The sequence below is a fragment of the Streptomyces sp. NPDC059371 genome, from assembly GCF_042751995.1.
Lineage (GTDB): Bacteria > Actinomycetota > Actinomycetes > Streptomycetales > Streptomycetaceae > Streptomyces.
Map to the genome: position 1 here is coordinate 1 of NZ_JBHYXD010000055.1, position 25942 is coordinate 25942.

At 70.3% G+C, this 25942-nt stretch carries 23 protein-coding genes and 1 riboswitch; of the genes, 17 read left to right on the forward strand and 6 right to left on the reverse strand.

The window, feature by feature from the left end; translation table 11 throughout:
• Window positions 1-216: 216 nt before the first annotated feature.
• The 10 genes from ACFXGX_RS26690 (at window position 217) to ACFXGX_RS26735 (ending at window position 10591) form a co-directional block, all read left to right on the forward strand.
• A complete protein-coding gene (locus ACFXGX_RS26690; protein WP_384795692.1) occupies window positions 217-825 on the forward strand; it encodes a CDP-alcohol phosphatidyltransferase family protein in 609 nt (202 codons plus the stop codon).
• 116 nt (window positions 826-941) lie between these two features.
• A complete protein-coding gene (locus ACFXGX_RS26695; protein ID WP_384795694.1) occupies window positions 942-3437 on the forward strand; it encodes a sugar phosphate nucleotidyltransferase in 2496 nt (831 codons plus the stop codon).
• 98 nt (window positions 3438-3535) lie between these two features.
• The gene (locus ACFXGX_RS26700) at window positions 3536-4441 is read left to right on the forward strand and encodes a DUF881 domain-containing protein (RefSeq protein ID WP_384795696.1); all 906 of its coding nucleotides are present in this window, start codon (window positions 3536-3538) and stop codon (window positions 4439-4441) included.
• Window positions 4438-4770 (forward strand): small basic family protein, encoded by a 333-nt coding sequence (locus tag ACFXGX_RS26705; protein ID WP_003988855.1) that lies wholly within the window; start codon window positions 4438-4440, stop codon window positions 4768-4770. The genes ACFXGX_RS26700 and ACFXGX_RS26705 overlap by 4 nt, the downstream gene beginning before the upstream one ends.
• 5 nt (window positions 4771-4775) lie before the next feature.
• Window positions 4776-5621 carry a DUF881 domain-containing protein gene (locus tag ACFXGX_RS26710; protein ID WP_384795698.1) on the forward strand — a complete coding sequence of 282 codons (846 nt, stop codon included), beginning with the start codon at window positions 4776-4778 and terminating at the stop codon, window positions 5619-5621.
• A gap of 61 nt (window positions 5622-5682) precedes the next feature.
• On the forward strand, window positions 5683-6639 hold the full coding sequence (locus ACFXGX_RS26715) for an FHA domain-containing protein (protein ID WP_355774923.1): 957 nt from the start codon (window positions 5683-5685) through the stop codon (window positions 6637-6639).
• Between the two features lie 42 nt (window positions 6640-6681).
• Window positions 6682-7437 carry a MerR family transcriptional regulator gene (locus ACFXGX_RS26720; protein WP_384795700.1) on the forward strand — a complete coding sequence of 252 codons (756 nt, stop codon included), beginning with the start codon at window positions 6682-6684 and terminating at the stop codon, window positions 7435-7437.
• An 86-nt stretch (window positions 7438-7523) separates the two neighbouring features.
• Window positions 7524-7997 carry a bifunctional nuclease family protein gene (locus tag ACFXGX_RS26725; RefSeq protein WP_006123076.1) on the forward strand — a complete coding sequence of 158 codons (474 nt, stop codon included), beginning with the start codon at window positions 7524-7526 and terminating at the stop codon, window positions 7995-7997.
• A 218-nt stretch (window positions 7998-8215) separates the two neighbouring features.
• Window positions 8216-8890 (forward strand): MerR family transcriptional regulator, encoded by a 675-nt coding sequence (locus ACFXGX_RS26730; RefSeq protein ID WP_384795702.1) that lies wholly within the window; start codon window positions 8216-8218, stop codon window positions 8888-8890.
• A gap of 69 nt (window positions 8891-8959) precedes the next feature.
• A complete protein-coding gene (locus ACFXGX_RS26735) occupies window positions 8960-10591 on the forward strand; it encodes a DNA polymerase IV (protein ID WP_384795704.1) in 1632 nt (543 codons plus the stop codon).
• Here the strand turns inward: ACFXGX_RS26735 and ACFXGX_RS26740 are convergent.
• Window positions 10516-10884: a PRC-barrel domain-containing protein gene (locus tag ACFXGX_RS26740; protein ID WP_384795706.1), complete on the reverse strand. Its 369-nt coding sequence runs from the start codon at window positions 10882-10884 to the stop codon at window positions 10516-10518. The two genes, ACFXGX_RS26735 and ACFXGX_RS26740, sit on opposite strands and share 76 nt — an antisense overlap.
• A gap of 114 nt (window positions 10885-10998) precedes the next feature.
• Window positions 10999-11093, forward strand: a riboswitch (glycine riboswitch).
• Window positions 11094-11271: 178 nt separating this feature from the next.
• Between ACFXGX_RS26740 and gcvP the strand changes: the two genes are divergently transcribed.
• Window positions 11272-14157 (forward strand): aminomethyl-transferring glycine dehydrogenase, encoded by a 2886-nt coding sequence (gcvP, locus tag ACFXGX_RS26745; protein WP_384795708.1) that lies wholly within the window; start codon window positions 11272-11274, stop codon window positions 14155-14157.
• Between the two features lie 136 nt (window positions 14158-14293).
• Here gcvP and ACFXGX_RS26750 read toward each other — a convergent pair whose 3' ends face one another.
• Both ACFXGX_RS26750 and ACFXGX_RS26755 read right to left on the reverse strand, forming a co-directional pair.
• Complete coding sequence (locus tag ACFXGX_RS26750) at window positions 14294-14500, reverse strand: DUF5999 family protein (protein ID WP_355769682.1); 207 nt, start codon at window positions 14498-14500, stop codon at window positions 14294-14296.
• Between the two features lie 396 nt (window positions 14501-14896).
• A complete protein-coding gene (locus ACFXGX_RS26755) occupies window positions 14897-15481 on the reverse strand; it encodes a hypothetical protein (protein ID WP_384795710.1) in 585 nt (194 codons plus the stop codon).
• 539 nt (window positions 15482-16020) lie between these two features.
• Between ACFXGX_RS26755 and ACFXGX_RS26760 the strand changes: the two genes are divergently transcribed.
• Window positions 16021-17538, forward strand: coding sequence for a glutamate--cysteine ligase (locus ACFXGX_RS26760; protein WP_384795712.1), 1518 nt, complete (start codon window positions 16021-16023; stop codon window positions 17536-17538).
• Window positions 17539-17557: 19 nt separating this feature from the next.
• On the opposite strand, the gene ACFXGX_RS26765 is transcribed toward ACFXGX_RS26760, so the two are convergent.
• On the reverse strand, window positions 17558-19327 hold the full coding sequence (locus ACFXGX_RS26765) for a VWA domain-containing protein (RefSeq protein WP_384795714.1): 1770 nt from the start codon (window positions 19325-19327) through the stop codon (window positions 17558-17560).
• A 184-nt stretch (window positions 19328-19511) separates the two neighbouring features.
• Between ACFXGX_RS26765 and ACFXGX_RS26770 the strand changes: the two genes are divergently transcribed.
• On the forward strand, window positions 19512-20312 hold the full coding sequence (locus ACFXGX_RS26770) for a CPBP family intramembrane glutamic endopeptidase (RefSeq protein ID WP_384795716.1): 801 nt from the start codon (window positions 19512-19514) through the stop codon (window positions 20310-20312).
• A 54-nt stretch (window positions 20313-20366) separates the two neighbouring features.
• Here the strand turns inward: ACFXGX_RS26770 and ACFXGX_RS26775 are convergent, their stop codons facing one another.
• Window positions 20367-21176 carry a PhzF family phenazine biosynthesis protein gene (locus ACFXGX_RS26775; RefSeq protein ID WP_384795718.1) on the reverse strand — a complete coding sequence of 270 codons (810 nt, stop codon included), beginning with the start codon at window positions 21174-21176 and terminating at the stop codon, window positions 20367-20369.
• Window positions 21177-21339: 163 nt separating this feature from the next.
• Here ACFXGX_RS26775 and ACFXGX_RS26780 point away from each other — a divergent pair, with 163 nt between their 5' ends.
• Window positions 21340-22017 carry a PadR family transcriptional regulator gene (locus ACFXGX_RS26780; RefSeq protein ID WP_384795720.1) on the forward strand — a complete coding sequence of 226 codons (678 nt, stop codon included), beginning with the start codon at window positions 21340-21342 and terminating at the stop codon, window positions 22015-22017.
• 108 nt (window positions 22018-22125) lie between these two features.
• Here the strand turns inward: ACFXGX_RS26780 and ACFXGX_RS26785 are convergent, their stop codons facing one another.
• A complete protein-coding gene (locus ACFXGX_RS26785) occupies window positions 22126-22554 on the reverse strand; it encodes an SRPBCC family protein (protein ID WP_384795722.1) in 429 nt (142 codons plus the stop codon).
• Window positions 22555-22873: 319 nt separating this feature from the next.
• Here ACFXGX_RS26785 and ACFXGX_RS26790 point away from each other — a divergent pair, with 319 nt between their 5' ends.
• From ACFXGX_RS26790 to ACFXGX_RS26800, 3 genes are all read left to right on the forward strand, one after another.
• On the forward strand, window positions 22874-23419 hold the full coding sequence (locus ACFXGX_RS26790) for a Clp protease N-terminal domain-containing protein (protein WP_384795724.1): 546 nt from the start codon (window positions 22874-22876) through the stop codon (window positions 23417-23419).
• 307 nt (window positions 23420-23726) lie between these two features.
• Window positions 23727-24737 (forward strand): DMT family transporter, encoded by a 1011-nt coding sequence (locus ACFXGX_RS26795; protein ID WP_384795726.1) that lies wholly within the window; start codon window positions 23727-23729, stop codon window positions 24735-24737.
• A gap of 202 nt (window positions 24738-24939) precedes the next feature.
• Window positions 24940-25938, forward strand: a complete 999-nt coding sequence (locus ACFXGX_RS26800) for a DMT family transporter (RefSeq protein ID WP_384795728.1) — start codon at window positions 24940-24942, stop codon at window positions 25936-25938.
• Window positions 25939-25942 lie beyond the last annotated feature (4 nt).

Consider the following 25942-nt stretch of genomic DNA (forward strand, 5'->3'; position numbering starts at 1 on the left):
TGTGGGGGGGTGTGTGTGGGTTTTAGTCTGCCCCCCAATAATATATTTTGATCGAGGTTCTCTTCATACAACAGACCTCACCCCGTAGATTTTTTGTTTTCCGGCGGAGTTCCCGGAAGCCGTCCTCGCTTCTGCCTCCCCCTCTGCGCTGAGGCGCCGGAGCTGCGGGTAAGGTCAGGGGGCATCGTTGGCTCGTTTCCCACAGGAGGCCCCCGGGTGGAGGTCCAGGAGACCCGCGTTCAGACGGACCGGGTCCTCACCATCCCGAACATCCTCAGCATGGCGCGTCTCGCCGGCGTGCCCCTCTTCCTGTGGTTGATCCTCAGGCCGGAGTTCGGTGGCCCCAACAGCGACGGCTGGGCGCTGCTCGTCCTCATGCTGAGCGGTATCAGCGACTATCTGGACGGCAAGCTCGCCCGGCGCTGGAACCAGATCAGCAACCTCGGCCGGCTGCTGGATCCCGCGGCCGACCGGCTCTACATTCTGTCCACGCTCGTCGGACTCACCTGGCGCGAGATTCTTCCGATCTGGCTCACGGCCGCTCTTCTCGCACGCGAGCTGGTTCTGCTGGTGATGGTGTGGATCCTCCGGCGCCACGGCTATCCGCCTCCGCAGGTGAACTTCCTCGGGAAGGCGGCCACCTTCAACCTGATGTACGCCTTCCCGTTGTTGCTGCTCAGTGACGCCAGCGGCTGGATCGCGACACTCGGCGCTATTTTCGGATGGGCGTTCGCCGGATGGGGTACAACCCTCTACTGGTGGGCAGGAGTCCTCTACGTGGTGCAGGTCCGCCGGTTGATCCGGGCGGACAACGTGACCGATTGAGCTCGGCCCGATTGGGCGGGAGTGGTGCCCCGATGGCCCCCGCCCGAAATCTGCGGGACAATCAGGACGGGTGAAGTCGGCTGTACCGTCGTCTCTTCAAGGAGGACGCTTCCGACATGAAGGCCGTCGTGATGGCCGGAGGCGAAGGCACACGCCTTCGCCCGATGACCTCGAGCATGCCCAAGCCGCTCCTGCCCGTGGCGAACCGCCCGATCATGGAGCATGTGCTGAGGCTGCTCAAAAGGCATGGGCTCAACGAAACCGTCGTCACTGTCCAGTTCTTGGCCTCAATGGTCAAGAACTACTTCGGTGACGGCGAAGAGCTCGGCATGGAGCTGTCCTATGCCAACGAGGAGAAGCCACTCGGTACTGCCGGCAGCGTCAAGAACGCCGAGGAAGCGCTGAAGGACGACGCTTTCCTCGTCATCTCCGGTGATGCCCTTACCGACTTCGATCTCACCGAACTCATCAACTTCCACAAGGAAAAGGGCGCGCTTGTCACCGTCTGTCTGACGCGCGTTCCCAATCCTCTGGAATTCGGCATCACCATCGTGGACGAGGAAGGCAAGGTCGAACGCTTCCTGGAGAAGCCGACCTGGGGCCAGGTCTTCTCGGACACGGTGAACACGGGCATCTACGTCATGGAGCCCGAGGTCTTCGACTACGTCGAGGCCGATGTCTCCGTCGACTGGTCCGGCGATGTCTTCCCCCAGCTGATGAAGGAAGGCAAGCCCGTCTACGGCTACATCGCCGAGGGCTACTGGGAGGACGTCGGCACACACGAGAGCTATGTGAAGGCCCAGGCGGACGTCCTGGAGGGCAAGGTCGACGTCGAACTCGACGGGTTCGAGATCTCCCCGGGAGTGTGGGTGGCCGAGGGAGCGGAGGTGCACCCCGACGCCGTGCTGCGCGGGCCGCTCTACATCGGTGACTACGCGAAGGTCGAGGCGAATGCCGAGATCCGCGAACACACGGTCGTCGGCTCCAACGTCGTCGTCAAGAGTGGCGCCTTCCTGCACCGGGCCGTCGTGCACGACAACGTGTACATCGGGCAGCACAGCAATCTGCGCGGCTGTGTGGTCGGAAAGAACACCGACATCATGCGGGCTGCCCGCATCGAGGACGGCGCCGTGATCGGCGATGAGTGCCTCGTCGGTGAAGAATCGATCATTCAGGGCAACGTCCGCGTCTATCCGTTCAAGACCATCGAGGCCGGCGCCTTCGTCAACACCTCGGTGATCTGGGAGTCGCGCGGCCAGGCCCACCTCTTCGGCGCGCGTGGCGTCTCCGGGATCCTGAACGTCGAGATCACCCCGGAGCTGGCCGTGCGTCTGGCGGGCGCCTACGCGACGACCCTCAAGAAGGGCTCCACCGTCACCACGGCCCGCGACCACTCCCGAGGCGCTCGCGCGCTGAAGCGGGCGGTGATCTCGGCGCTGCAGGCCAGCGCCATGGACGTACGCGACCTGGAGAACGTACCGCTGCCCGTGGCGCGGCAGCAGACGGCCCGGGGCAGTGCCGGCGGAATCATGATCCGGACGACTCCGGGAGTGCCCGACTCCGTCGACATCATGTTCTTCGACGGACAGGGTGCCGACCTGTCGCAGGGCGGCCAGCGGAAGCTGGACCGGGTGTTCGCGCGGCAGGAGTACCGGCGTGCCTTCCCCGGCGAGATCGGGGATCTGCACTTCCCCGCGAGCGTCTTCGACTCGTACACGGGATCGCTGCTGCGCAACGTCGACACCACCGGGATCTTGGATTCCGGGATGAAGGTCGTCGTCGACGCCTCCAACGGCAGTGCCGGACTGGTGCTGCCCAGCCTGCTGGGCAAGCTCGGTGTGGACTCCCTGGTGATCAATCCCGGTCTCGACGAGTCCAGGCCGACCGAGACGGCCGAGACACGGCGGGCCGGCCTGGTGCGGCTGGGCGAGATCGTCGCGTCAGCGCGGGCCGCGTTCGGAGTGCGCTTCGACCCGGTGGGCGAGCGGCTCTCCCTCGTCGACGAGAAGGGGCGGATCGTCGAGGACGACCGGGCCCTGCTCGTGATGCTCGACCTGGTGGCCGCGGAGCGGCGCAGCGGGCGGGTGGCGCTGCCGGTCACGACCACGCGCATCGCCGAACAGGTGGCGGCGTACCACGGCACGCAGGTGGAGTGGACGACCACGTCGCCGGACGACCTGACCCGGGTCGGCCGTGAGGAGTCGACGATCTTCGGCGGCGACGCACGCGGCGGCTTCATCATTCCCGAGTTCAGCGGCGTCTTCGACGGCGCGGCGGCCTTTGTACGGCTCATCGGTCTGGTGGCGCGGACACAGCTCACGCTCAGCCAGATCGACGCCCGGATTCCGCGGGCGCACGTCCTCAAGCGGGATCTCGCGACTCCGTGGGCCGTGAAGGGGCTGGTCATGCGCCGGGTCGTGGAGGAGGCGGGAGACCGCTTCGTGGACACGACGGACGGCGTTCGTGTCGTGGAGACGGACGGGCGCTGGGTGATGGTGCTGCCGGACCCCGCCGAGGCCGTCACCCATCTGTGGGCGGAGGGGCCGGACGACGCCTCCGCGGAGGCTCTGCTCGACGAGTGGGCGGCCGTCGTGGACAGCGCCGGCCGCTGAAACGTTCATCACCCGTACGTGTCGGACAAGTGCCCCCAAGGGGGCCTGTCCGGCACGTTGGTGGGGCCATTCGGAGGTAGCACCCGCGACGTGCGACGATGTGCGGCATGCCGCAGCAGCCCCCCGTTCGGAGCAGCGCTCCGCGCCCCTCGCGCCCGGACGCCTCCATGTCGCTGCTCACCAACGTCATGGACCACAGCCTCGACGAGGGGTACGCCGAAGCGGCCGCTCGCAAGCGGGCCGACGGTGCCGGTGGCCTGCCGAGGACGCTCAGGGCCAAGGCGGGTCTCGCCGCGGGTCTGGTGCTCGCCGCGCTCGTGGTCACCCTGGGAGCGGCGAACGCCCGGCTCGCGGCACCTGTCGTGGCCAAGGAGCGCCAGGAGCTCATCGACCGCATCGAGCGCGAGACGACGGCGGCGGACAAGCTGGAGAGCGGCGTCGACACCCTGCGCGCCGATGTCGGCGCCCGCCAGCGCGCGGCGCTGAAGAAGGACGGCGATGAGCAGGCCGACCTGGTGAGTGTCCTGTCCGGTGCCACCGATGTGCACGGACCGGGCGTGAAACTCGTCGTCAACGACGCCAAGGAAGCCAGCACGGGCGGTGACGGCACCAATCCGCGGGAGACCTCGGGCTTCTCCGACACCGGACGGGTGCGGGACCGTGACATGCAGCGCGTGGTCAACGGTCTGTGGGAGTCGGGCGCCGAGGCCATCTCCGTCAATGGACAGCGGCTGACCGCTCTGTCGGCCATCAGGGCCGCGGGTGACGCGATACTGGTCGACAACAAGCCGCTGGTGCCGCCGTACACGGTGCTCGCGGTGGGGGACGGCCAAAAACTCAGCACCAGGTTCCAGAACAGCGCCGACGGGCTGTATCTGCATGCCCTGCAGGAGAACTACGGCATCAGGACCGGCATCTCCGTCGAGGCGGACGTCCGGTTGTCCGCCGCACCGAGTGTGATCGTACGTACAGCAGAGCCGAGAACAGAGAAGGGCACACCGTGATCGCCGTACTGGGCCTCGTCGTGGGAGTCGTGGCTGGACTGTTGGTCCGGCCCGAGGTTCCGGCGGTCGTCGAGCCTTACCTTCCGATCGCCGTCGTGGCGGCGCTCGACGCCGTGTTCGGCGGTCTGCGCGCGATGCTGGACGGCATCTTCGACGACAAGGTCTTCGTGGTCTCGTTCCTGTCGAACGTGGTCGTCGCCGCACTGATCGTTTTCCTGGGTGACAAGTTGGGTGTGGGTGCCCAGCTCTCCACGGGTGTCGTGGTCGTCCTCGGCATCCGGATCTTCTCCAACGCCGCGGCCATCCGCCGGCACGTGTTCCGGGCGTGAGGCCGATGAGCGACGAGAACGAAGCCGAGACCCCCGAGAACCCGCTGCGCAGGGAGCTGCCGGAAGAGGTCCCGGCGGCCGCGGAGGAGCCCGAGCCGCAGGTGGCCGAGGAGAGTGGCGTGCCGACGCTGTCCGGCCGGCAGCGGCTGGTCAAGGGGCTGTGGCCGCCGCGGGTGTCGCGCGCCCAACTCATCGTCGCCGTGCTGCTGTTCGGCCTGGGATTCGGCCTGGCCGTCCAGGTGGCGTCCAACAGCGACGGCGACAGCGCGCTGCGCGGCGCGCGCCAGGAAGATCTCGTGCGCATTCTCGATGAACTCGACAGCCGGACTCAGCGTCTTGAGGACGAGAAGCAGGGTCTCGAGGATCAGCGCACCGAGCTGGAGAACAGCTCGGACCAGGCGGAGGAGGCCCGCAAGCAGACGGTCGAGAAGGAGAAGCAACTCGGCATTCTGGCGGGCACCGTGGCCGCGCAGGGGCCCGGCATCACGTTGACCATCGATGACCCGAAGGGGACGGTCAAGGCGGACATGCTGCTCGACGCCATCCAGGAGCTGCGCGCCGCCGGTGCGGAGGCGATCCAGGTGAACGGCGTGCGCGTGGTCGCCGGTACCTATCTGTCCGACTCCGGGAGCGGAGTGAAGGTCGACGGGAACAAGATCACCCAGCCCTATCGTTTCAAGGTCATCGGCAAGCCGCAGGACCTTGAGCCGGCGTTGAACATCCCGGGAGGCGTGGTGCAGACACTGGAGAAGGAGCAGGCCACCGTCACGGTGGACCGCTCGACGAAGATCGTCGTAGATGCCTTGCGACCGGCGGAGCGGCCTGACTACGCTCGGTCGTCCTCCCGGTGAACGGCGGTCGGATGCCGGCCGTCGGGCGAGGGCAGGAGGTTGCGGGGGGTCGGCGCACCGAATGGGTGGTGCGTGGTGGAAACTGTCTGGTGGATACGGACGTTGTGAGGATGTCCGGGTCGACCGGTGTGTTCAATCAGGGTTCGTCCTGCCCCACGGGCGGGTCTGTTTCGGTCAAGGGGAATCGCCCGTGAAGTTGTTTGCGAAGTTGTTCGGCAAGAGCTCGCGAGAGGACAGCGGCGACAACGCGGCTGCCCGCCATCGCGCACCGCGCCAAGGGGACGCGGAGTCCCAGAGCGGCGACCGCCCGCTGTTCCGGGACCAGGTCGGCGGTCCCGCTGGTCAGGGCGCGTCGTCTGTTGACCCTGGCCAGCCCGGCCGCATAGGTTTCGGAGAACCGTCAGCCTCGAGCGCGGGCGGAGGGTACGCCTCCGACCCGTATGCGTCCCATGCCCCTGGTGGGCAGCCGCGGCAGGAGGATCCGTCCATGTCGGCCCAGGTGTGTACGAGGTGCGGGAACCGCAACGCGGAGAACAGCCGGTTCTGTTCCAACTGCGGTGCGCCGCTGCGGGGCGGACCGGAGCGTCCGTCGGAGACGACGTCCACGATCTCCATCTCCGGCATCGAGGCCTACGACGCCGAGGTGACGGGCCAGACGCCTTCGCCGATGCTCTCCCCGGAGGCGCAGGCGGCCGTGGACGCGCTGCCCGTCGGTTCGGCGCTCCTGGTGGTGCGCCGTGGCCCCAACTCGGGCAGCCGCTTCCTGCTGGACGGTGAGCTGACCACGGCAGGGCGTCATCCGCAGAGCGACATCTTCCTCGACGACGTGACGGTGTCGCGCCGCCACGTGGAGTTCCGTCGCGTCGCGGACGGTTCGTTCACGGTCGCCGACGTCGGCAGCCTGAACGGCACGTACGTCAACCGGGAGCGGATCGACCAGGTCCCTCTGTCGAACGGTGACGAGGTGCAGATCGGCAAGTACCGGCTGGTGTTCTACGCGAGCCAGCGAGGCATCTGACCCTCCCCCAACTCCGTCCGGGGGGCCACCGAGGGAATGTCCATGCTTCAAACACCGAGCGGCGGTGCCGGCAGCGGTACCGCCGCCGCGGACAGTGGGCTGATGAGCATCGGCGCGGTGCTGAGTCTGCTGCGCGACGAGTTCCCCGAAGTCACCATCTCCAAGATCAGATTCCTGGAGTCGGAGGGGCTCGTCGAGCCGCAGCGGACCCCGTCGGGGTATCGCAAGTTCAGCGCGGACGATGTCGAGCGCCTCGGCCATGTGCTGCGGATGCAGCGTGACCACTACCTCCCGCTGAAGGTGATCCGCGAGCATCTGGCCGCGATGGCGCGCGGTGAGCAGGTGCGTCTGCCCTCCGTCGGCCGCCAGCGCGACGCGGGGGAGCGCGAACTCCTCGGGGAGCTCTACGGCGAGCCCGAGGGCCCCACGGTAGCCAGGGTGGGCCGTGAGGAACTGCTGGCCGCCGCCGAGATCGGTGAGCAGCAGCTCCAGGAGTGGGAGTCGTACGGACTGATCGGCCCGCTGCCCGACGGTGTCTACGACGCGGAGGCGGTGACCGTCGCCGCGCTCGTCGTCGAGCTGGGACGCTTCGGGATCGAGCCGCGCCATCTGAGGGCGATGAAGGCCGCGGCGGAGCGTGACGCGGGACTGGTGGACCAGGTGGTCGCCCCTCTGAGGCTCCACCGCAATCCGCAGACCCGGGCGCACGCGGAGGCCCGTACGAAGGAACTGGCGGGCCTCACGGTGAAGCTGCACGCGGCGCTCGTGCAGACCGCGCTGGGCGTGCGTCTGCGCTGATACGCGCCACCGGCGCGGGCTGTGGATCGTCCACCCGTTCTGTGCCCGACTACCCAAACGTCCCGGGCACGGCCTAGGGTTGCTGTGTGAACGAGCTCGATGTCGTAGGTGTCCGGGTCGAAATGCCCTCCAACCAACCGATCGTGCTTCTGCGTGAAGTGGGAGGCGACCGCTACCTCCCCATCTGGATCGGACCGGGGGAGGCGACGGCGATCGCCTTCGCTCAGCAGGGCATGGCCCCCGCCCGACCGCTGACCCACGACCTGTTCAAGGACGTGCTGGAGGCCGTCGGCCAGGAACTCACCGAAGTACGCATCACCGACCTGCGTGAGGGCGTCTTCTACGCCGAGCTCGTCTTCGCCAGCGGGGTCGAGGTGAGCGCCAGACCGTCCGACGCCATAGCGCTGGCGCTGCGCACCGGAACGCCCATCTACGGCAGCGACGGGGTGCTCGACGACGCGGGAATCGCGATCCCGGACGAGCAGGAGGACGAGGTGGAGAAGTTCCGCGAGTTCCTCGACCAGATCTCGCCCGAGGACTTCGGCACCAACAGCCAGTGAGCCGGCCGGGCGGAGACGTGCTTCGGGCGGCATTTGCCCGCGGCGAGTGTGGTGTGCCGCGGTCCGCACCGAGAGCATTCGGCTAGCCTTTCCCCGCGGTAGGGCACGGGAAACCACTCTTAGGGTGATAATCACTCGGCGTGCCGAGTGTGGCGATCGTTGACGCGACCCTGGTGACTGCCTACCGTCGAGAAGGCAGGTCAAGGACGGAGGTCGGCGTGAGAAGCAGCGGCGACGGTACGGCTGGGGGTGCTCCCGGACACGGTCCGGGAGAGAGCGGCCCGTACCCTCCCCCAAGCTCTCGGCTCGGCTCGAGCAGGGGGCGCCCCCATCACGGCAGTGCGGCCGAACAGGTTCCGCTGCGGTCGGCAGCAGTGCCCGACGAGGGAGGGACGGTTCCCGAGGAGGTCGGTTACCGGGGACCCACGGCGTGTGCCGCCGCGGGCATCACCTACCGGCAGCTCGACTACTGGGCGCGGACCGGACTGGTCGAGCCCAGCGTGCGTCCCGCCTACGGGTCGGGGACGCAGCGCCTCTACAGCTTCCGGGACGTGGTGGTCCTGAAGATCGTCAAGCGGTTCCTCGACACCGGGGTGTCGCTGCAGAACATCCGCACCACGGTCCAGCACCTCAGGGAGCGCGGCTTCCAGGACCTGGAGCGCATGACGCTCATGAGCGACGGCGCGACGGTCTACGAGTGCACCTCCCCGGACGAGGTCCACGCGCTGCTGCAGGGCGGCCAGGGCGTCTTCGGCATCGCCGTGGGCGTGGTGTGGCGGGACGTCGAGGGTGCCCTGTCCCAGTTGCACGGAGAGCGCCTGGACACCGGTGAGACGCTCCTCGCGCACAATCCCGCGGACGAACTGGCGCGCAGGCGCAACCGTGCGGTGTGAGCCGCATCCGATGACGCGATGCCCCGGTGACCCGGGGCATTGTCAGTGGCGTAGGGCAGCATCGGAGATGTGAGAACCGCGCCCACGATCCTGCATCTCGACATGGACGCCTTCTTCGCCTCCGCGGAGCAGGCGTCCAAGCCGAGCCTGCGCGGGAAGGCCGTCGTCGTGGGCGGGCTCGGACCCCGTGGAGTCGTCGCCACCGCGTCGTACGAGGCACGCGTCTTCGGGGTGAACTCCGCGATGCCCATGGCCCAGGCCCGCAGGCGTGCACCGAACGCCGCCTATCTCGTGCCGCGCTTCGGGTTGTACCGAGAGGTCAGCGAGCAGGTGATGGGTCTGCTGCGGGCCCTGTCGCCGCTGGTGGAGCCGCTGAGCCTGGACGAGGCCTTCGTGGACCTGGAGGCGGGCGGGACGGCGTGGGACGAGGCGTCGGCGCGACTGGCGGGCGTCAAGCTGCGCGCGGACATCCGGGCCGTCACGGGCCTCACGGGATCGGTGGGTCTGGCGGCCTCCAAGATGGTGGCGAAGATCGCCTCGGAGCAGGCCAAGCCCGACGGTCTCGTCCTGATCGAGCCGGGCACCGAGCGGGCGCTGCTGGGGCCGATGTCGGTGCGGACGCTGCCGGGTGTGGGGCCGGCCACCGGCGACCATCTGCGCAGGGCCGGCATCACCAGCGTCGAGGAGCTCGCCGAGGCGGGCGAGGACGAACTCGTACGACTTCTGGGGAAGGCTCACGGGCACGCGCTGTTCGCGATGGCGCTGGCCCACGACGAGCGGCCCGTGGTGGCCGAACGGGAGACCAAGTCGGTGTCGGTCGAGGACACGTACGACGTGGACATCCACGACCGGGTCCGGGTGGAGCTCGAGGTGCAGCGACTCGCGGACCGGTGCGTGCGGCGGCTGCGCCGGGCCGGACTGTCGGGGCGGACCATCGTGCTGAAGGTCCGCCGGTACGACTTCTCGACGCTGACGCGGTCCGAGACGCTGCGGGGGCCCACGGACGACCCCGGCGTCGTCCGGGAGGCCGCCGCCCGGCTGCTGGAGGGCGTGGACACGACCGGCGGCGTCCGTCTGCTGGGGGTCGGCGTGTCCGGGCTCGCCGACTACACGCAGGAGGACCTGTTCGCGCAGGCGCAGGCCGCGGCCGTGGGGGAGCCGGTGGCCGAGGAACATGCCGGGGACGAGCCGGCCGAGGTGACCACCGCGGCCGAGGTGGCGGCGGTCACCGAGCGGAGGTGGCCCTCCGGGCACGACGTGTGTCATGCCGAGTACGGGCACGGCTGGGTGCAGGGGAGCGGGCTGGGGCGGGTCACGGTGCGGTTCGAGACGCCGTACTCCGGGCCCGGCCGGGTGCGGACCTTCCGGACGGACGATCCGCGGCTCGAACCGGCCGACCCGCTGCCGCTGGTGGAGCGAAGACCCGAGGCGGCCGACGGAGTGCCGGCAGGCGCTGAGTCATCGGTGCCGGAAGCGGGGGCACGGGGGCCCGGGCCGTCGATCCCGGAGGAGGCGATCCCGGAGGGGGCGCGCCACCCCGGGACGTCCGGCACGGAACCCGGAACTCGGAGCACTGGACCGTCGGTCCCGGAAGCGGCGCGCCAGGTGCGGTCAGGATGTGGGGGTCAGGGGTCCTCCGAGCCTGCGAGGTGGCCGAAGTCGCGGTCCGGTGGGGGCGGGGAGGCCACGTCGAGGCCGTAGTGGTGGTAGAGCTGGAGCTCCTGTTCGGGGGAGAGATGGCGCCCGACGCCGAAGTCGGGGGCGTCCTTGATCAGGGCCCGGTCGTAGGGGATGCGCAGGGTCCCCTCGATGATCTCGCTGGGCTCCAGGGGCACGAATGCGTCCCTGCTGAACAGCCCGGTGCGTATGGCCGCCCACTCCGGGACGCCGGTCGCGTCGTCGAGGTAGACCTCGTCGATCGTGCCGATCTTGGTGCCGTTGCTGTCGAACGCCTTGCGGCCGATCAGGTTGCGCGGATCGATGTCGGTCTGCACGGTCCCTCCAGTGGTCGCAAACTCATCCGTAAGTACTACAAAAGAGCACATTTGTGAAGGCGGCCACTCGAAGGCTGTCGTCCTGTCCTCGCTGGTAGGCTGGCAAGCGGCTGCTGATCCCGTGCGGGAGAGTCCTCCGGATTTCACGGAGGCGCCGAAGGAGCAACTCCTCCCCGGAATCTCTCAGGCTCACGTACCGCACGGACGAGGTCACTCTGGAAAGCAGGGCGGATGCCGATGGCCTCCGCTCTCACCGACGGTGAAAGCCGGGTCGTCCACGGGACCATCCGGTGAAACTCTCAGGTTGAGATGACAGAGGGGGAGGCCGTCGGGGTACCCGTGCCGGGGTGCCCCTCGAAGGTCGCGTCAGACCAGGAGGCCTCCGCCATGACCGCCCCTCGCATTCCGCTCTCCGAGCTCGAACAGGGAATTCCCTTCGAGCAGCGCCACATCGGACCCGACTCCGAAGCACGGGCCAAGATGCTCGCGCAGGTCGGATACAGCTCGCTCGACGAGCTGACGGCCGCCGCGGTGCCGGACGTGATCAAGAACGTCGAGGCCCTGAACCTGCCGGCCGCGCGCACCGAGGCCGAGGTCCTGGCCGAACTCCGCTCCCTCGCGGACCGCAACCAGGTGCTCGGTTCCATGATCGGCCTCGGTTACTACGGCACGTTCACGCCGCCGGTGATCCTGCGCAACGTCATGGAGAACCCGGCCTGGTACACCGCGTACACGCCGTACCAGCCGGAGATCTCGCAGGGCCGTCTCGAGGCGCTGCTGAACTTCCAGACCGTCGTCGCCGAGCTGTCCGGGCTGCCGACCTCCGGCGCCTCCCTCCTGGACGAGGGCACCGCCGCCGCCGAGGCCATGGCGCTGTCCCGCCGCATGGGCAAGAACAAGAAGGGCCTCTTCCTGGTCGACGCGGACGCGCTGCCGCAGACCATCGCCGTCATAGAGACCCGTGCGGAGCCGACCGGTGTCGAGATCGTCGTCGCCGACCTCGCCGACGGCATCCCGGCCGACCTCGCCGGGCGTGAGATCAACGGCGTGCTGATCCAGTACCCCGGCGCCTCCGGTGCCGTACGCGACATCAAGCCGATCGTCGAGCAGGCGCACGAGCTGGGCGCGGTCGTCACCGTCGCCGCCGATCTGCTCGCCCTGACCCTGCTGACCTCGCCCGGCGAGCTCGGCGCGGACATCGCGGTCGGTACGACGCAGCGCTTCGGCGTGCCGATGGGCTTCGGCGGTCCGCACGCCGGCTACATGGCGGTCCGCGAGCAGTTCGCGCGCAGCCTTCCCGGCCGCCTGGTCGGTGTGTCCGTGGACGCCGACGGGCACAAGGCGTACCGCCTCGCCCTGCAGACGCGTGAGCAGCACATCCGCCGGGAGAAGGCGACCAGCAACATCTGCACCGCTCAGGTGCTGCTCGCCGTGATGGCCGGCATGTACGCCGTCTACCACGGCCCCGAGGGCCTGCGGACCATCGCACGGCGTACCCACCGCTACGCCACGGTGCTGGCCGCCGGACTCGCCGCCGGGGGCGTCGAGGTCGTCCACGGCGGCTACTTCGACACGCTCACCGTGCGGGTCCCGGGCCGTGCCGCCGCGATCGTGGCCGCCGCCCGCGACCTGGGCGTCAACCTGTACCCCGTCGACGCCGACCAGGTGTCCATCTCGTGCGACGAGACGACCACGCGCGAGCAGCTCACCGCCGTGTGGAGCGCGTTCGGCGTCGAGGGCGACATCGAGGCGCTGGACGCGAGCACCGAGGACACCCTGCCGGCCGCGCTGCTGCGCACCGACGCGTACCTCACGCACCCCGTGTTCCACGACCACCGCTCCGAGACGGCGATGCTGCGCTACCTGCGCAAGCTCTCCGACCGCGACTACGCGCTCGACCGCGGCATGATCCCGCTGGGCTCCTGCACCATGAAGCTCAACGCGACCACCGAGATGGAGTCGGTGACCTGGCCCGAGTTCGGGCAGATCCACCCCTTCGTGCCCGCCGAGCAGGCACAGGGCTACCTGACGCTGATCCACGAGCTGGAGGACCAGCTCGCCGAGGTCACCGGCTACGACAAGGTGTCACTCCAGCCCAACGCCGGTTCGCAGGGCGAGCTGGCCGGTCTGCTGGCCGTCCGCGGCTACCACCGCGCCAACGGCGACGACCAGCGCACCGTCTGCCTCATCCCGTCCTCCGCGCACGGCACCAACGCCGCCAGCGCCGTGATGGCCGGTATGAAGGTCGTCGTCGTGAAGACCGCGGACGACGGCGAGATCGACGTCGCGGACCTGCGCGCCAAGATCGAGCAGTACCGCGACGAACTGTCGGTGCTGATGATCACGTACCCCTCGACGCACGGTGTGTTCGAGGAGCACGTCGCCGACATCTGCGCCCAGGTGCACGAGGCCGGCGGCCAGGTCTACGTCGACGGCGCCAACCTCAACGCCCTGGTGGGTCTCGCCAAGCCGGGTCACTTCGGCGGCGACGTCTCGCACCTGAACCTGCACAAGACCTTCTGCATCCCGCACGGCGGCGGTGGCCCCGGCGTCGGCCCGGTCGGTGTGCGCGCCCACCTGGCGCCGTACCTCCCGAACCACCCGCTCCAGCCCGAGGCCGGTCCCGAGACCGGCGTCGGTCCGATCTCGGCCGCTCCCTGGGGCTCCGCGGGCATCCTGCCCATCTCCTGGTCGTACGTCCGGCTGATGGGCGGCGAGGGCCTCAAGCGCGCCACGCAGGTGGCCGTGCTCTCCGCCAACTACATCGCCAAGCGCCTGGAGCCGCACTACCCGGTGCTGTACACCGGCCCCGGTGGTCTGGTCGCGCACGAGTGCATCATCGACCTGCGCCCGCTCACCAAGGCGACCGGCGTCAGTGTCGACGACATCGCCAAGCGTCTGATCGACTACGGCTTCCACGCGCCGACGATGTCGTTCCCGGTGGCCGGCACGCTGATGATCGAGCCGACCGAGTCCGAGGACCTGGGTGAGGTCGACCGGTTCTGCGACGCGATGATCGCGATCCGCGCGGAGATCGAGAAGGTCGGCGGCGGCGAGTGGTCCGTGGACGACAACCCGCTGCGCGGGGCGCCGCACACGGCCGCCGCGCTCGGCGGCGACTGGGAGCACCCGTACAGCCGCGAGGTGGCCGTCTTCCCGGCCGGTGTCTCGGCCGCCGACAAGTACTGGCCGCCGGTGCGCCGCATCGACCAGGCGTACGGCGACCGGAACCTCGTCTGCTCCTGCCCGCCGCTGGACGCCTACGAGGACTGATCAGCGCTCGGCACGTGGACGGCTACGAGGAGTGATCGTCCTCGGACATGCGTCGGGGCCGGTTCGGAGAGTACGTCTCCGGGCCGGCCCCTCGTGTGTCTGGGCGGCCTGTGACGGCCGCCCGGGGTCGTGCGGCTCAGGCGGCCGTCATCACCTGCGCGCCGCCCAGCGGGCGGTGCGGGGCGATGATCTGACCGTCCGGCAGGAGCTCACCGGTGTCCTCGAAGAGCAGAACGCCGTTGCACAGCAGGCTCCATCCCTGCTCCGGGTGATGCGCCACAAGGCGGGCGGACTCCCGGTCGGCTGATTCGGCTGCGGGACACAGTGGCTGGTGCTGGCACATGGATGGGATCTTTCGCTGGGTCGAGCTGTGAGTGATGGCTGTTGTGTCAGTCTTGCGGCTCGAAGTACTCATCGCCGCCCCCCGTTTGATGTGTGGTCTGGAACCCAGTGTTGCCCCACGGGCGCCGATCCGCAGGGATTTGAGGGCACCGCTTCTCACAGGTTGATGACGCATCACCCGTGCGGAGGGTTCACCCCAACTGCGCTGTCCTTTCGGGTGGTTCGAGGTAGCCGGATCGGGCTAGTCCGGTTGGGCGTGGAGCGCGTTTCTCCTCGTACGAGCGGTCTTCAGCGCTAACGAGCGAGCCGCTCTCCGGGTTCGTGGCAGCGCCGTGCCCCGCGGCAGGTTTACCCGTGTGGGGCATGGCCGCGGGGCGCGGACGCGTGGATCGGAGGTTCAGGCGGGCGAGCTGAGGAGCGGTGCCGGGGTGACGCGGTGGGTGAGGACCGGCAGCAGTTCGGCGACGAGGTGCGGCCGGTGCGCGGCGATGCCGGGCGGGGCGGGTGCGAGCGGGACCAGGAGGTCGGTGGCGGCCGGATGGCCGGTGGCGCCGTCCGCGGCGCAGTCGCCGTGCAGCCAGAGCGTCAGCATGTACAGCTCCGGCACGGACAGCAGCCGTGCCTGGTAGGGCTGTTGCATGGTCTCGGCCTGTCGCAGGGCGCGCTCGGTCGCGGCGATGTACGGGCCCTCGAAGAAGCGTGAGAAGGCCCAGCCGTCCGGGGTCAGCATGGTGTCGGCGGCGGCCACCGCGCGGTCGCCGCAACGGATCTGGACGCGCCACCCGGCGAGCCGGGTGGCGGAGGCGCCCTCGGGAGTGATGCGGTCCAGGACGTGGACGGGCAGCGGGAGTTCGGGGGTGACGGGTCCCTGTGCCAGGCGCAGGGACGGGGTACGGGCTTCGCGGACAGCGGTGGGGGAACCGAGTGCCGTGAGTACGGAGCGCAGGGCGGGCGCGGGAGCCGGGGGTACGTGCAGCGGCATGGTGGGTCGCCTCTCATTCGACAGGCACAGTGGCGCGAGGGCGGGGGCGGACGGCGCTGTCAGCTCTCGGGTCAGAGGGGCGAGGGGTCTGGATCTGCCGACAGGGTGTCGCCTGCCGTCGTCGCCGTGACGACAGGACCTAGGACCGCGAGCGCCAACTCTCTGCCTCGGTAGCGGAGTTTATACGACGCGTGTTCAGGCGGTGTTTCGTCTAGTCGCCCCGAATTCGAAGAACAAGTCGATATCCGGTCGGCGAAATGCGGGATTCATCCCGGTTCTGCGCGATCGAATCGCGGTGACCTCGGAATGCTTCACCCGAGCGGTCGGCCGATTCTCGTCGGCGTTTTTCACGAGATCGTTCCGGACGGTAAACTTGCTGAATGCTCCATGCCTGGTGAATGTGCCCGGGGCCGATGTCCAGACTAGCGGTCGAAGAGCCCGCGCGGGACGTTATGGATCGTGTTGCCTGGGCATCATCCCCCGTGACCCGGGACGCCAGGGCCGGAACTCGGCCTGCCCATCCGAGGAGGGACACTTCGATGGGGGAGAAGGTCGTGGCAGGGACGTTCGGCCTGTCCGATCGGCAGCGCCACCGAGACAAGCTCCGACAGTGTCTGACGGGGCTGGAGCGGCTGCTGGAGGAGAAGAGGTTCGACCGCCCGAAGAACCTGATGGGCCTGGAGATCGAATTGAATCTCGCGGGGCCCGACGGCATGCCCAGAATGATGAACGGGCAAGTTCTCGAAAGGATTGCGAGCCGCGATTTCCAAACAGAACTCGCCATGTTCAACCTGGAAGTCAACATAGCCCCACACCGGCTGGGCGGCCGGGTATTCGACCGGCTCGCCGAGGAGATCCGCACCTCGCTCGCCTATGCCCACCGGAAAGCCAGTGAGGTCGATGCCGGAATCGTCATGATCGGTATTCTGCCGACGCTCGGGCAGGACGATCTGGTGTCCTCCAACCTGTCGGAGGCCGACCGTTACACGCTGCTCAACGATCAGATCGTGGCCGCGCGCGGAGAGGATTTCGCACTCGACATCGACGGGGTGGAGCGGCTGGTCTGCAGGTCGGCGTCCATCGCACCCGAAGCCGCCTGCACCTCCGTGCAGTTGCACCTCCAGGTCACACCGGGCCGGTTCGCGGACGTGTGGAACGCGGCGCAGGCGGTCGCGGCCGCGCAGGTCGCGATCGGCGCCAACTCGCCCTTCCTGTTCGGGCGCGAGCTGTGGCGGGAGTCGCGGCCCCCGCTCTTCCAGCAGTCCACCGACACCCGGCCGCCGGAGCTGCAGGCGCAGGGGGTCCGGCCGCGTACCTGGTTCGGCGAACGCTGGATCACCTCGGCGTACGACCTCTTCGAGGAGAACCTGCGGTTCTTCCCGCCTCTGCTGCCCTTCTGCGACGAGGAGGACCCGCTCGGCGTCCTCGATGCCGGGGGCGTGCCCAAGCTGGCCGAACTGGTGCTGCACAACGGCACGGTGTACCGCTGGAACCGGCCCGTGTACGGCATCGCCGACGGCGTCCCGCATCTGCGTGTCGAGAACCGGGTGCTGCCCGCGGGACCGACCGTCACCGACGTCATCGCCAACGCGGCCTTCTACTACGGCCTGGTCCGGGCGCTCGCCGAGGAGCAGCGTCCGGTGTGGACCCGGCTGTCCTTCGAGGCGGCCGCCGCCAACTTCGACGCGGCCTGCCGGTACGGCATCGACGCGCGTCTGGAGTGGCCGCGGCGTGGCCGCTACGGCGGGACCGCGCAGGTGGACGCGGCGAACCTGGTGCGCGACGAGCTGCTGCCGCTGGCCGCCGCGGGCCTGGACGCGTGGGGCATCGAGCCCGCCGACCGTGACCTGTACCTGGGCGTGATCGAGGACCGGTGCCGGCTGCGCGTCAACGGCGCGACCTGGCAGGCGGCCACCTTCCACCGGGCCCTGGAGAAGGGGCTCGGCCGGGAGGCCGCGCTGGCCGCGACGACGCGGCGCTACGGCGAGCTGATGCATCTCGGTGAGCCCGTGCACACATGGCCGGTCGGGCTGCCGGAGCCGGTTCCGCTGGGGTGAGACTCCGGGTGGGCCGTGGTCAGTCGGGGCTGCCCGCGCCCGCCGCCGTGATCGCCTTGAGCATCGCCGCGTGGATCTGTGAGGGCTCGTTGACCCGCTGGCCGGAGCCGCCGGTCGCCCTGGCGATCTCGTCGACCTCCCGTCGGTCGCTGTCGGGGCCCACCGCGATGGCGATGAGCGGCACCGGGCGCTCCGGGTCGGCCAGCTTCTGCAGCTCGGTGATGAGTTCGGACCGGGAGATGCTGCCGGGGTCGCGGTTGACCCCGTCCGTGAGGACGACCAGTGCGTTGAACCGGCCCTTCGTGTAGGAGGCGACGGCGGCCTTGTACGCGGCGAGCGTGGTGTCGTACAGACCGGTCTCCCCGTGCGGGACCGGCTTCAGGGACTTGAAGGCGGCGGCCAGTTTCGCGCGCTGGCCGCCCTTCTTCTCGCTCTCGCCGAGTCGCTCGGTCGGTACGAGGACGCGGTAGTCCTTGTCGCCGTCGAGCTTGGTGGAGAACGTCCACAGCCCGATCTCGTCCTCGGCGGTGAAGGTGGCGAGGGCCTGGAGCAGGGACTCCTTGGTGACGTCCATACGGGACCGGCCGTCGCCCGGCAGCGTCACGCCCATGGACGAGGAGGCGTCGACGACCGTGGTGATGCGGGCGCTCTCCACGGTGATCGTCCACATGCCGAGGGCCTCCTGGAGCGCGCCCTTCGACGCGGAGTCGGTCAGGATGCGCGCGTACGGCTGCGGCGACCTGCCGCCGGCCTCGGCGACGAGTGTGGCCGCCGGGCTCTCCGCGTCGGTGCGGAACCCGAACAGCCGCAGGAACTGGCGGGGTGCCGCCTCGCCGAGCAGGGTCATGAACCGCAGCGCCGCACGGCCCTCGTCGGTGCTCAGCGATGGCTCGTCGACCAGCGTGTACGGGTAGTCGAGCAGCGGCGAGCCGTCCTTGGGGTAGAAGAGGTCGAGGTCCTGAGCGCCGTCCTGAGCCCTGTTGTGCGCGAACGCGGCCTGCTCGGAGAGGATCAGGGCCTGATTGCTGTCGGCGCTGCTCCGCCCGCTGTCCGAGCCGGCCTGGGGCAGGGTGTCCAGGAGCTCGGTGTCGCTGTCGGACGTGCGCCGCGAGAGCGTCTTGGCCAGGGCCGCCGCCCGGACGTCGCCGTCCTTGAGGCCCGCGGTGGCCGCGCTGATCCTGGCCAGCGCGAGCAGCCCCGTCGAGCTGCGGGCGGGATCGACCGCGCCCAGCCTGAGTTTCTCGGCCCGCGTCGTGTCTCCGGCCAGCTCGGTCCAGGTGTACGTCTTGTCGGGCCAGCCCAGCGCCTTGGCGGCCGACGGGACGACGGCTACGCCGACGGGTGAGGAGGCGACGTTGCCCAGGCTGGTGACCTGCGTGGCGGCGCTGGTGCCGGTGACCCGCTCCACCCACGCGTCGGAGTCCGGCACCCACACCTGCACGTCGGACTTCCCGCCCGCCCCGAGCGAGGCGGCGACCTTGTACGACTCGCGCGCGGTCACGCCGACGTCGAGACAGCGGCCGTCGGAGGTGACGTTCTTCTCGCGGGCGTCCTCGGCGACGGCCCTGAGCGCGGGCGCGATGTCCGGGGAGGCGGCCACCTCGATGTGCACCGCGTCGTCCTCGCAGGAGCTCTCGAGGGAGAACAGGCCCCCGTGGACCGCGGCGGCCGTGCCTCCGACGACGGTGAGGACGAGTGCCGTCGCGAGGGCCGTGTTGCGGCGGCGTGCGCGGATGCGGGGGTCGGCGGAGCCCGCCCGTCGAGCATCGGGCAAGCTGTGTCGTCCCATGACGGTGAGGTCCTCCCGGGTGAGCCTGAGCCGTGAGACAGCCGCGGAACAGGGGAAGGGGGATGTGGGCCCCGTACGGTGCCCGCCCCCCGACGGCCTGTCGCGCACGATCTTCGTAACTTCTTTCGAGACCCTAGCGGGGCGCGGACGGGGATGCGGCGGGAATACCCAACTGGAGGCGGGAGTGCAGGTGGAGGCGGGACCGGTGGCCGATTCTTTCCCGGCCGAGAGGCTGACCCGACGGATTCTCCGGGACGAGACGCTGCTCGTCCTGGCGCTGTCGCTCGGGGCGAGCGGAGTGTCCGCGCTGATCAGTTTCGTCGGATCGGTCACGAAACCCGGCGGGCTCAAGGATCAGGCGGCCACCCTCAACGCCTCGGCGGCGCCGGGCCGTCCCTGGCTCGACCTGGCCTGGCAGCTCTTCGGGATCGCGTCCGCCCTGGTGCCGGTCGCGCTCGTGGCGCATCTGCTGATCCGCGAGGGCCGGGGGCTGCGCGTGATCGGCTTCGACCGTACGCGTCCCTGGCCTGACCTCGGACGGGGTGCCATGGTCGCGGCGGTGATCGGCAGCACGGGAATCGCCTTCTATCTGGCGGCGCGCGCGTTCGGCGCCAACCTCACGGTGGTGCCCGAGGCGTTGCCGGACGTCTGGTGGAAGTTCCCGGTGCTGATCCTCTCTGCCGTGCAGAACGCCGTGCTGGAGGAGGTCATCGTCGTCGGGTATCTGCTGCGCCGGCTGGGGCAGTTGGGCTGGACACCGGGGACGGCGCTGATGGCGAGTGCGGTGCTGCGCGGTTCGTACCACCTCTACCAGGGCATCGGCGGGTTCGTCGGCAACATGGTGATGGGTGTGGTCTTCGTCTATCTGTACCGGCGTTGGGGCCGGGTCGGGCCGCTCGTGGTCGCCCACTCGCTGCTCGACATCGGCGCCTTCGTGGGGTACGCGCTGCTCGCGGGCAAGGTGGGATGGCTCCCGACGGCGTGACCGTCGGACGGGCGGATCCGTCGGACGATCGGGCCGTCGGACGGGCAGGTCCGTCTAGACGAGCAGATCGCCCTCGATGACCGTGACCGCGTGGCCGGAGAGCAGGGTGCGTTCGCCGCGTACCTCGGTGCGGACCAGGCCGGAGCGCGGGGAGGCCTGCAGGCCGGTGAGGGCGGGGCGGCCGAGGCGCTCGGACCAGAACGGGGCCAGGGCCGTGTGGGCGCTGCCGGTGACCGGGTCCTCGTCGATGCCGACGTTCGGGAAGAAACCGCGGGAGACGAAGTCGTAGCCCCGTGAAGGGTCTTCGGCTCGGGCGGTCGCGATGATGCCGCGCTCGGAGTAGCGGGCCAGCGCCTTGTGGTCCGGGGCGAGGGCGCGGACCGTCTTCTCGTCGGCGACCTCGACCAGCAGGTCACCGGTGTTCGGGCCGGTGTCGAGGGTGAGCAGCGGTTCGGCGCCGAGCGCCCCGGCGACACCGTCGGGGATCTCGACCGGGGTGAGGGGCGCGGTCGGGAAGTCGAGGGTGATCGAGCCGTCGGCTTCGGGGGTGGCGATGAGGACACCGCCGCGCGTCCCGAAACGCACCGGGCCCCGATGGGCGCCGGTGGTGACGAGGACGTGCGCCGCGGCGAGGGTCGCGTGTCCGCACAGGGCCACCTCGGTGGCGGGGGTGAACCAGCGCAGCGCCCAGTCGGCCTCGCCGCCCTCCGGGAGACGGTGGGTGAACGCCGTCTCCGCGTGGTTGACCTCCATGGCCACGTTCTGGAGCCAGGCATCGTCGGGGAAGGCGTCGAGGAGGAGGACCCCGGCCGGGTTGCCGGCGAAGGGGCGGTCGGTGAACGCGTCGACGATACGAATCCGCATGTCCCGAAGCTAGCGGTCCTGGTCGGCCACCGGCCAAGGCCAATCGGGGGTGTCTGGCCCCACGTCGACGCGTCGGGTCTTTCGGCAGGGGGTTGTCACGTCCACTCTTCCGATATATCGTTGACGCATCGCGACCGATCAACGATGGAGTGGAGTGATAGCGATGCGTTCCCGTGGAGAAGACTTCGGATACGAGCACGAACACGGACACGGACCGGGGCACCATGGCGGACCCGGCCGTCGGGGTCGGGGCGGCTTCGAGGGGCTGCGGGGGGCTTTCGGTCCCTTCGGACCGGGCGGTCCCGGCGGCGGCCCCGGCGGTCCCGGCTTCGGCTTCGGTGGACCCGGCTTCGGCCCGGGTCCCTGGGGCGGGCGCGGCGGCCGGGGCGGTCCGCGGGGAAGGGCGCGGCGCGGCGACGTACGCGCGTCGATCCTCGCCCTGCTCAAGGACCGGCCCATGCACGGTTACGAGATGATCCAGGAGATCGCCGAGCGCAGCGGCGGGGCGTGGAAGCCCAGCCCGGGTTCGGTGTACCCGACCCTTCAGATGCTGGAGGACGAGGGTCTGATCGTCAGCGAGGCCGAGGGCGGCAAGAAACTGTTCTCGCTCACCGAGCCGGGCCGCAGCGCGGCCGACGAAGGTCCCGAAGCGCCCTGGGAGGACGCCGGGCGCGGGGTCGACTGGGAGACGCTGCACGAGATCCGGCAGGCCGGCTTCGGCCTCATGGAAGCCTTCGGCCAGGTCTGGAAGACCGGCAGCAAGGGTCAGCGCGAGAAGGCGCTGGCGGTCATCAACGAAGCCCGCAAGAAGCTGTACCTGATCCTCGCCGACGAGGACTGACGGCGTGCTGTGGTACCTGCCGGCGCCCCGTGGAAGTGTTTCCGCGGGGCGCCTGTCCGTATACGGGGGGCCGGGCGCGGCTTCGGTCGGCGCGCGGTCGGGCGGGGCTCAGGCCACCAGTCCGGCCAGTTTGCGCAGCGACTCGTCGAGGGCGGCCGTCGCCGAGTCCTTGAGCTTGCCGGCCATCAGCGAGACGGCCGCGCCCGTGAACTCCCCGTCGATCCGCACCGAGGTGGCGTCGCCGTCGGGGGCGAGCGTGTAGCGCGTGGAGACGTTCACCGACATCGGGCCCTTGCCGCGGATGGCCAGGGCGCGGCCGGGCTCCAGTTCCTCGATCGTCCAGGTCACCTCGGCCGGGAAGCCCATGAGTTTCATGTTCTCCGCGAACGTGCCGCCCACCTCGAACTTCTCCGGGCCGCCCTGCGGAAAGTTCGTGTGCGTCGCGTTCCACTCGCCGTAGGCGGACCAGTCCGTGAGCTGGGCCCAGATCTTCTCGGCGGGCGCCTCGATCCGTGCCTCCGCGCTGACTTCGGCCATGCGACCACCCCTTCGTGTCGGGCGCTGCGCCCGGCGCAGCTACGGTGTCGCGGAACGTAGCTCCAGGCCCCGGAACATTCAATACTGATGAACCGTCAGGAATTGTGAAGGGGGCGGCCGGCCCGGCACCGGCGCGGGCGGCCCGGGAAGTGCGGGCCGCGGGAAGGCGAGGCAAGGCGGCGCGCGCCGCCGGGGGGAGAACGGCGCGAAGTCATCCGCAAGGAGGAGGAACCGTACGGGGATGCCCACCCTGTGTCGGATCCGAAGATGCTGCCCGCCGCCGATGACCCCGGGCCGCGAGGCTGATGAGGTGGAGGTTGTGCCGCCCCGTATTCCCGAGCAGTCCGCCGCCACGAGCGGACCGAAGCATGCCGGCATCGAGGCCGGACTCGGCGCGGAGCTGGCCCCGGTGGTCTCCGGCGCGCGCAGAAGAGCGCTGCGCGACGGAGACCGGCAGATCGACACGGCTCATCTGCTGCACTCCCTGCTGGAGTGCAGCACCGAGGTGCGGGCCGTCTTCGAGGGCGGGCCGCAGCTCGCCCGGCTGCTCGGCTATCTCGTGCAGCGCAGCATCGGCTACGGACTCCGCTGGCAGAGCGCCGTCGAGAACTCCGGCGCGGCACCCGCCCCGGCGAGGGGGAGTTGGTCCCCCGTGGCGGCCGACGCGATGGGGGAGGCGTACGAGCGTGCCGTGCTGCGCGGCGACGAGCGCGCCCGCGGTCTCGACCTGCTCGCGGCCCTCGTCGCCGATCCCCGGGCGCGGGCCGTCGAGGTCCTCGGACGGGCCGGTGTCGACCTCCCGCGGCTGCGGGAGCGCGTCGAGAACGGACACGAGGAGTGCGTCGGCCGGGGCGACGCGGGCTGACGGGCGAGGCGGGCCGACGGATGACGCGGGCTGACGGGCGAGGCGGGCCGACGGATGACGTGGGCTGACGGGCGAGGCGGGCCGACGGATGACGCGGGCAGACGGGTTGCGCGGGCCGACGGGTTGCGCGGGCCGACGGATGACGCGGGCCGTCAGGGGAGGCGGGCCGACAGGTGGCGCGGGCCGACGAGGGTTCGGAGGGTGCCGGTCTGCCGCCGTGCGTCCCGCCGGAGCCGGCCAGTTCCCCGGTCCAGCCGTTGAGACAGGAGTCTTCGGGGGTGACGGTCATGTCGTCGCCTGTCATCATGTGGCCGTGCATACGTCTCAGGGCAGTCAGGACAACCAGGGGAGAGGCGTCGGTCTGGGCCTGGCGCTCGTGTCGGCGGTCGCTTTCGGCGGATCCGGTGTCGCGGCCAAGCCGCTGATCGAGGCCGGGCTCGACCCGCTCCACGTGGTGTGGCTGCGCGTCGCCGGAGCCGCCCTCGTCATGCTGCCGCTCGCCGTGCGACACCGGGCGCTGGTCAAGCGACGCCCCGCGCTGCTCGCCGGATTCGGTCTCCTCGGCGTGGCCGGTGTCCAGGCCTGCTACTTCGCCGCGATCTCCCGTGTCCCCGTCGGTGTCGCCCTCCTCGTCGAGTACCTCGCCCCCGCGCTGGTCCTCGGCTGGGTGCGCTTCGTGCAGCGCCGGCCCGTCACACGCGCCGCGGCGCTCGGTGTCGTCCTCGCGGTCGGCGGACTCGCCTGCGTGGTGGAGGTGTGGTCGGGGCTCGGCTTCGATGCCGTCGGACTCCTGCTCGCGCTGGGCGCCGCCTGCTGCCAGGTCGGCTACTTCGTCCTGTCCGACCAGGGCAGCGACGCGGGCGACGAGGCACCCGACCCGCTGGGCGTGATCGCGTACGGGCTTCTCGTCGGCACGCTCGTCCTGACCGTGGTCGCGCGCCCCTGGTCCATGCACTGGTCCGTTCTCGGGGGCGGCGCGGACATGAACGGGACGTCCGTGCCCGCCTGGCTGCTCCTGGGCTGGATCGTCCTCATCGCCACCGTCGTCGCCTACGCCACCGGAGTCCTCTCCGTGCGCAGGCTCTCCCCGCCGGTCGCGGGCGTGGTGGCGTGTCTCGAAGCGGTGATCGCCACGGTCCTCGCGTGGGTGCTGCTGGGCGAACACCTCTCGGCGCCCCAGATCGCGGGCGGCGCCGTGGTGCTGCTCGGGGCCTTCATCGCCCAGTCGTCGGCCCCGGCGAAACCCCCGCGGGAGCCGGTCGCGAGCGGGCCGGGCGACGCCGAGAAAGAGTTGTCGGCCCACGGAACGGCCGTCTAAGGTGCTGATCATGCCTGCGACGCTCGTTCTTCCGCCTCCGGCCGCCTGAGGCGGGCATTCCGGTACACCGCCCGGCGCCGTGCCGGGCGGAACGGCGCTGCCCGCAGAAGAAGTCCGAGGACCTTCCGTACGCCCCTGCCCCCACGGCACGGGCTGCGACGCGGTCCCTTCCCGAACTTCTGCGGAACTGCGGAGAGAACACGTGTCGAACACCGCTGTCGGCCTGCCCGTCGGGCGAGGCCTGCTCCATCTGATCGTCGCCGGTGCCGCCTGGGGCACCGCGGGCGCCGCCGCGTCCCTGGTCTACCGGGCCAGTGACATGGGGCCGGTCGCCCTCTCCTTCTGGCGCTGCGCGGGCGGACTCGCCCTGCTGCTCGCCGTACGCCTGCGCGGCGGCCCGCGCCTTCGCCCCCGCCTTCTTTCCGGACGGCAAGGGGAGTGCGGCGCCCTGCGGGAGCCCCTTGGCCGCAAGGCGCTCCGGACCGGTCTGACCGGCCTCGGGCTGGCGCTCTTCCAGACCGCCTACTTCGCCGCCGTCGAGGCGACCGGCCTCGCCGTGGCGACGGTCGTGACCCTGGGCGCGGGGCCCGTCCTCATCGCGCTCGGCGCCCGGCTGACGATGGGGGAGCGGCTCGGCCGGGGCGGGAGTGCCGCCGTCGCCGGGGCGCTGACCGGACTCGGCGTGCTGGTCCTCGGCGGCGGGGACGCCACCGTGCGCCCCTGGGGTGTCCTGCTCGCGGTGCTCTCCGCGGCCGGCTACTCCGCGATGACGCTGCTCACCCGGTGGTGGGGGCGCGACGGCCGCGTCGACGGGTCGAGCACGACCGTGTGGGCGTTCGCCGTCACCACCGTGTGCCTGCTGCCGCTCGGGCTCGCCGAGGGGCTGTTCCCGCACGCCACCCAGCCCGCGCTGCTGCTGGCGCTGCTCGCGTACATCGCCGCCGTCCCCACAGCGCTGGCCTACGCGCTCTTCTTCGCCGGTGCCGCCGTCGTCCGCTCCGCCACCGTGTCCGTGATCATGCTCCTGGAGCCGGTCTGCGCGGCCGTGCTGGCCGTCGGGCTGCTCGGCGAGCGGCTCACCGCGGCGACCCTCGCCGGCACCCTGCTGATGCTCGGCTCGGTCGCCGGACTCGCGGTGGCGGAGGCGCGTGCCGCGGGCGCGGAACGGCTCGCGGCGTCCGAGGAGGCACTGCTCGTGTGACCTC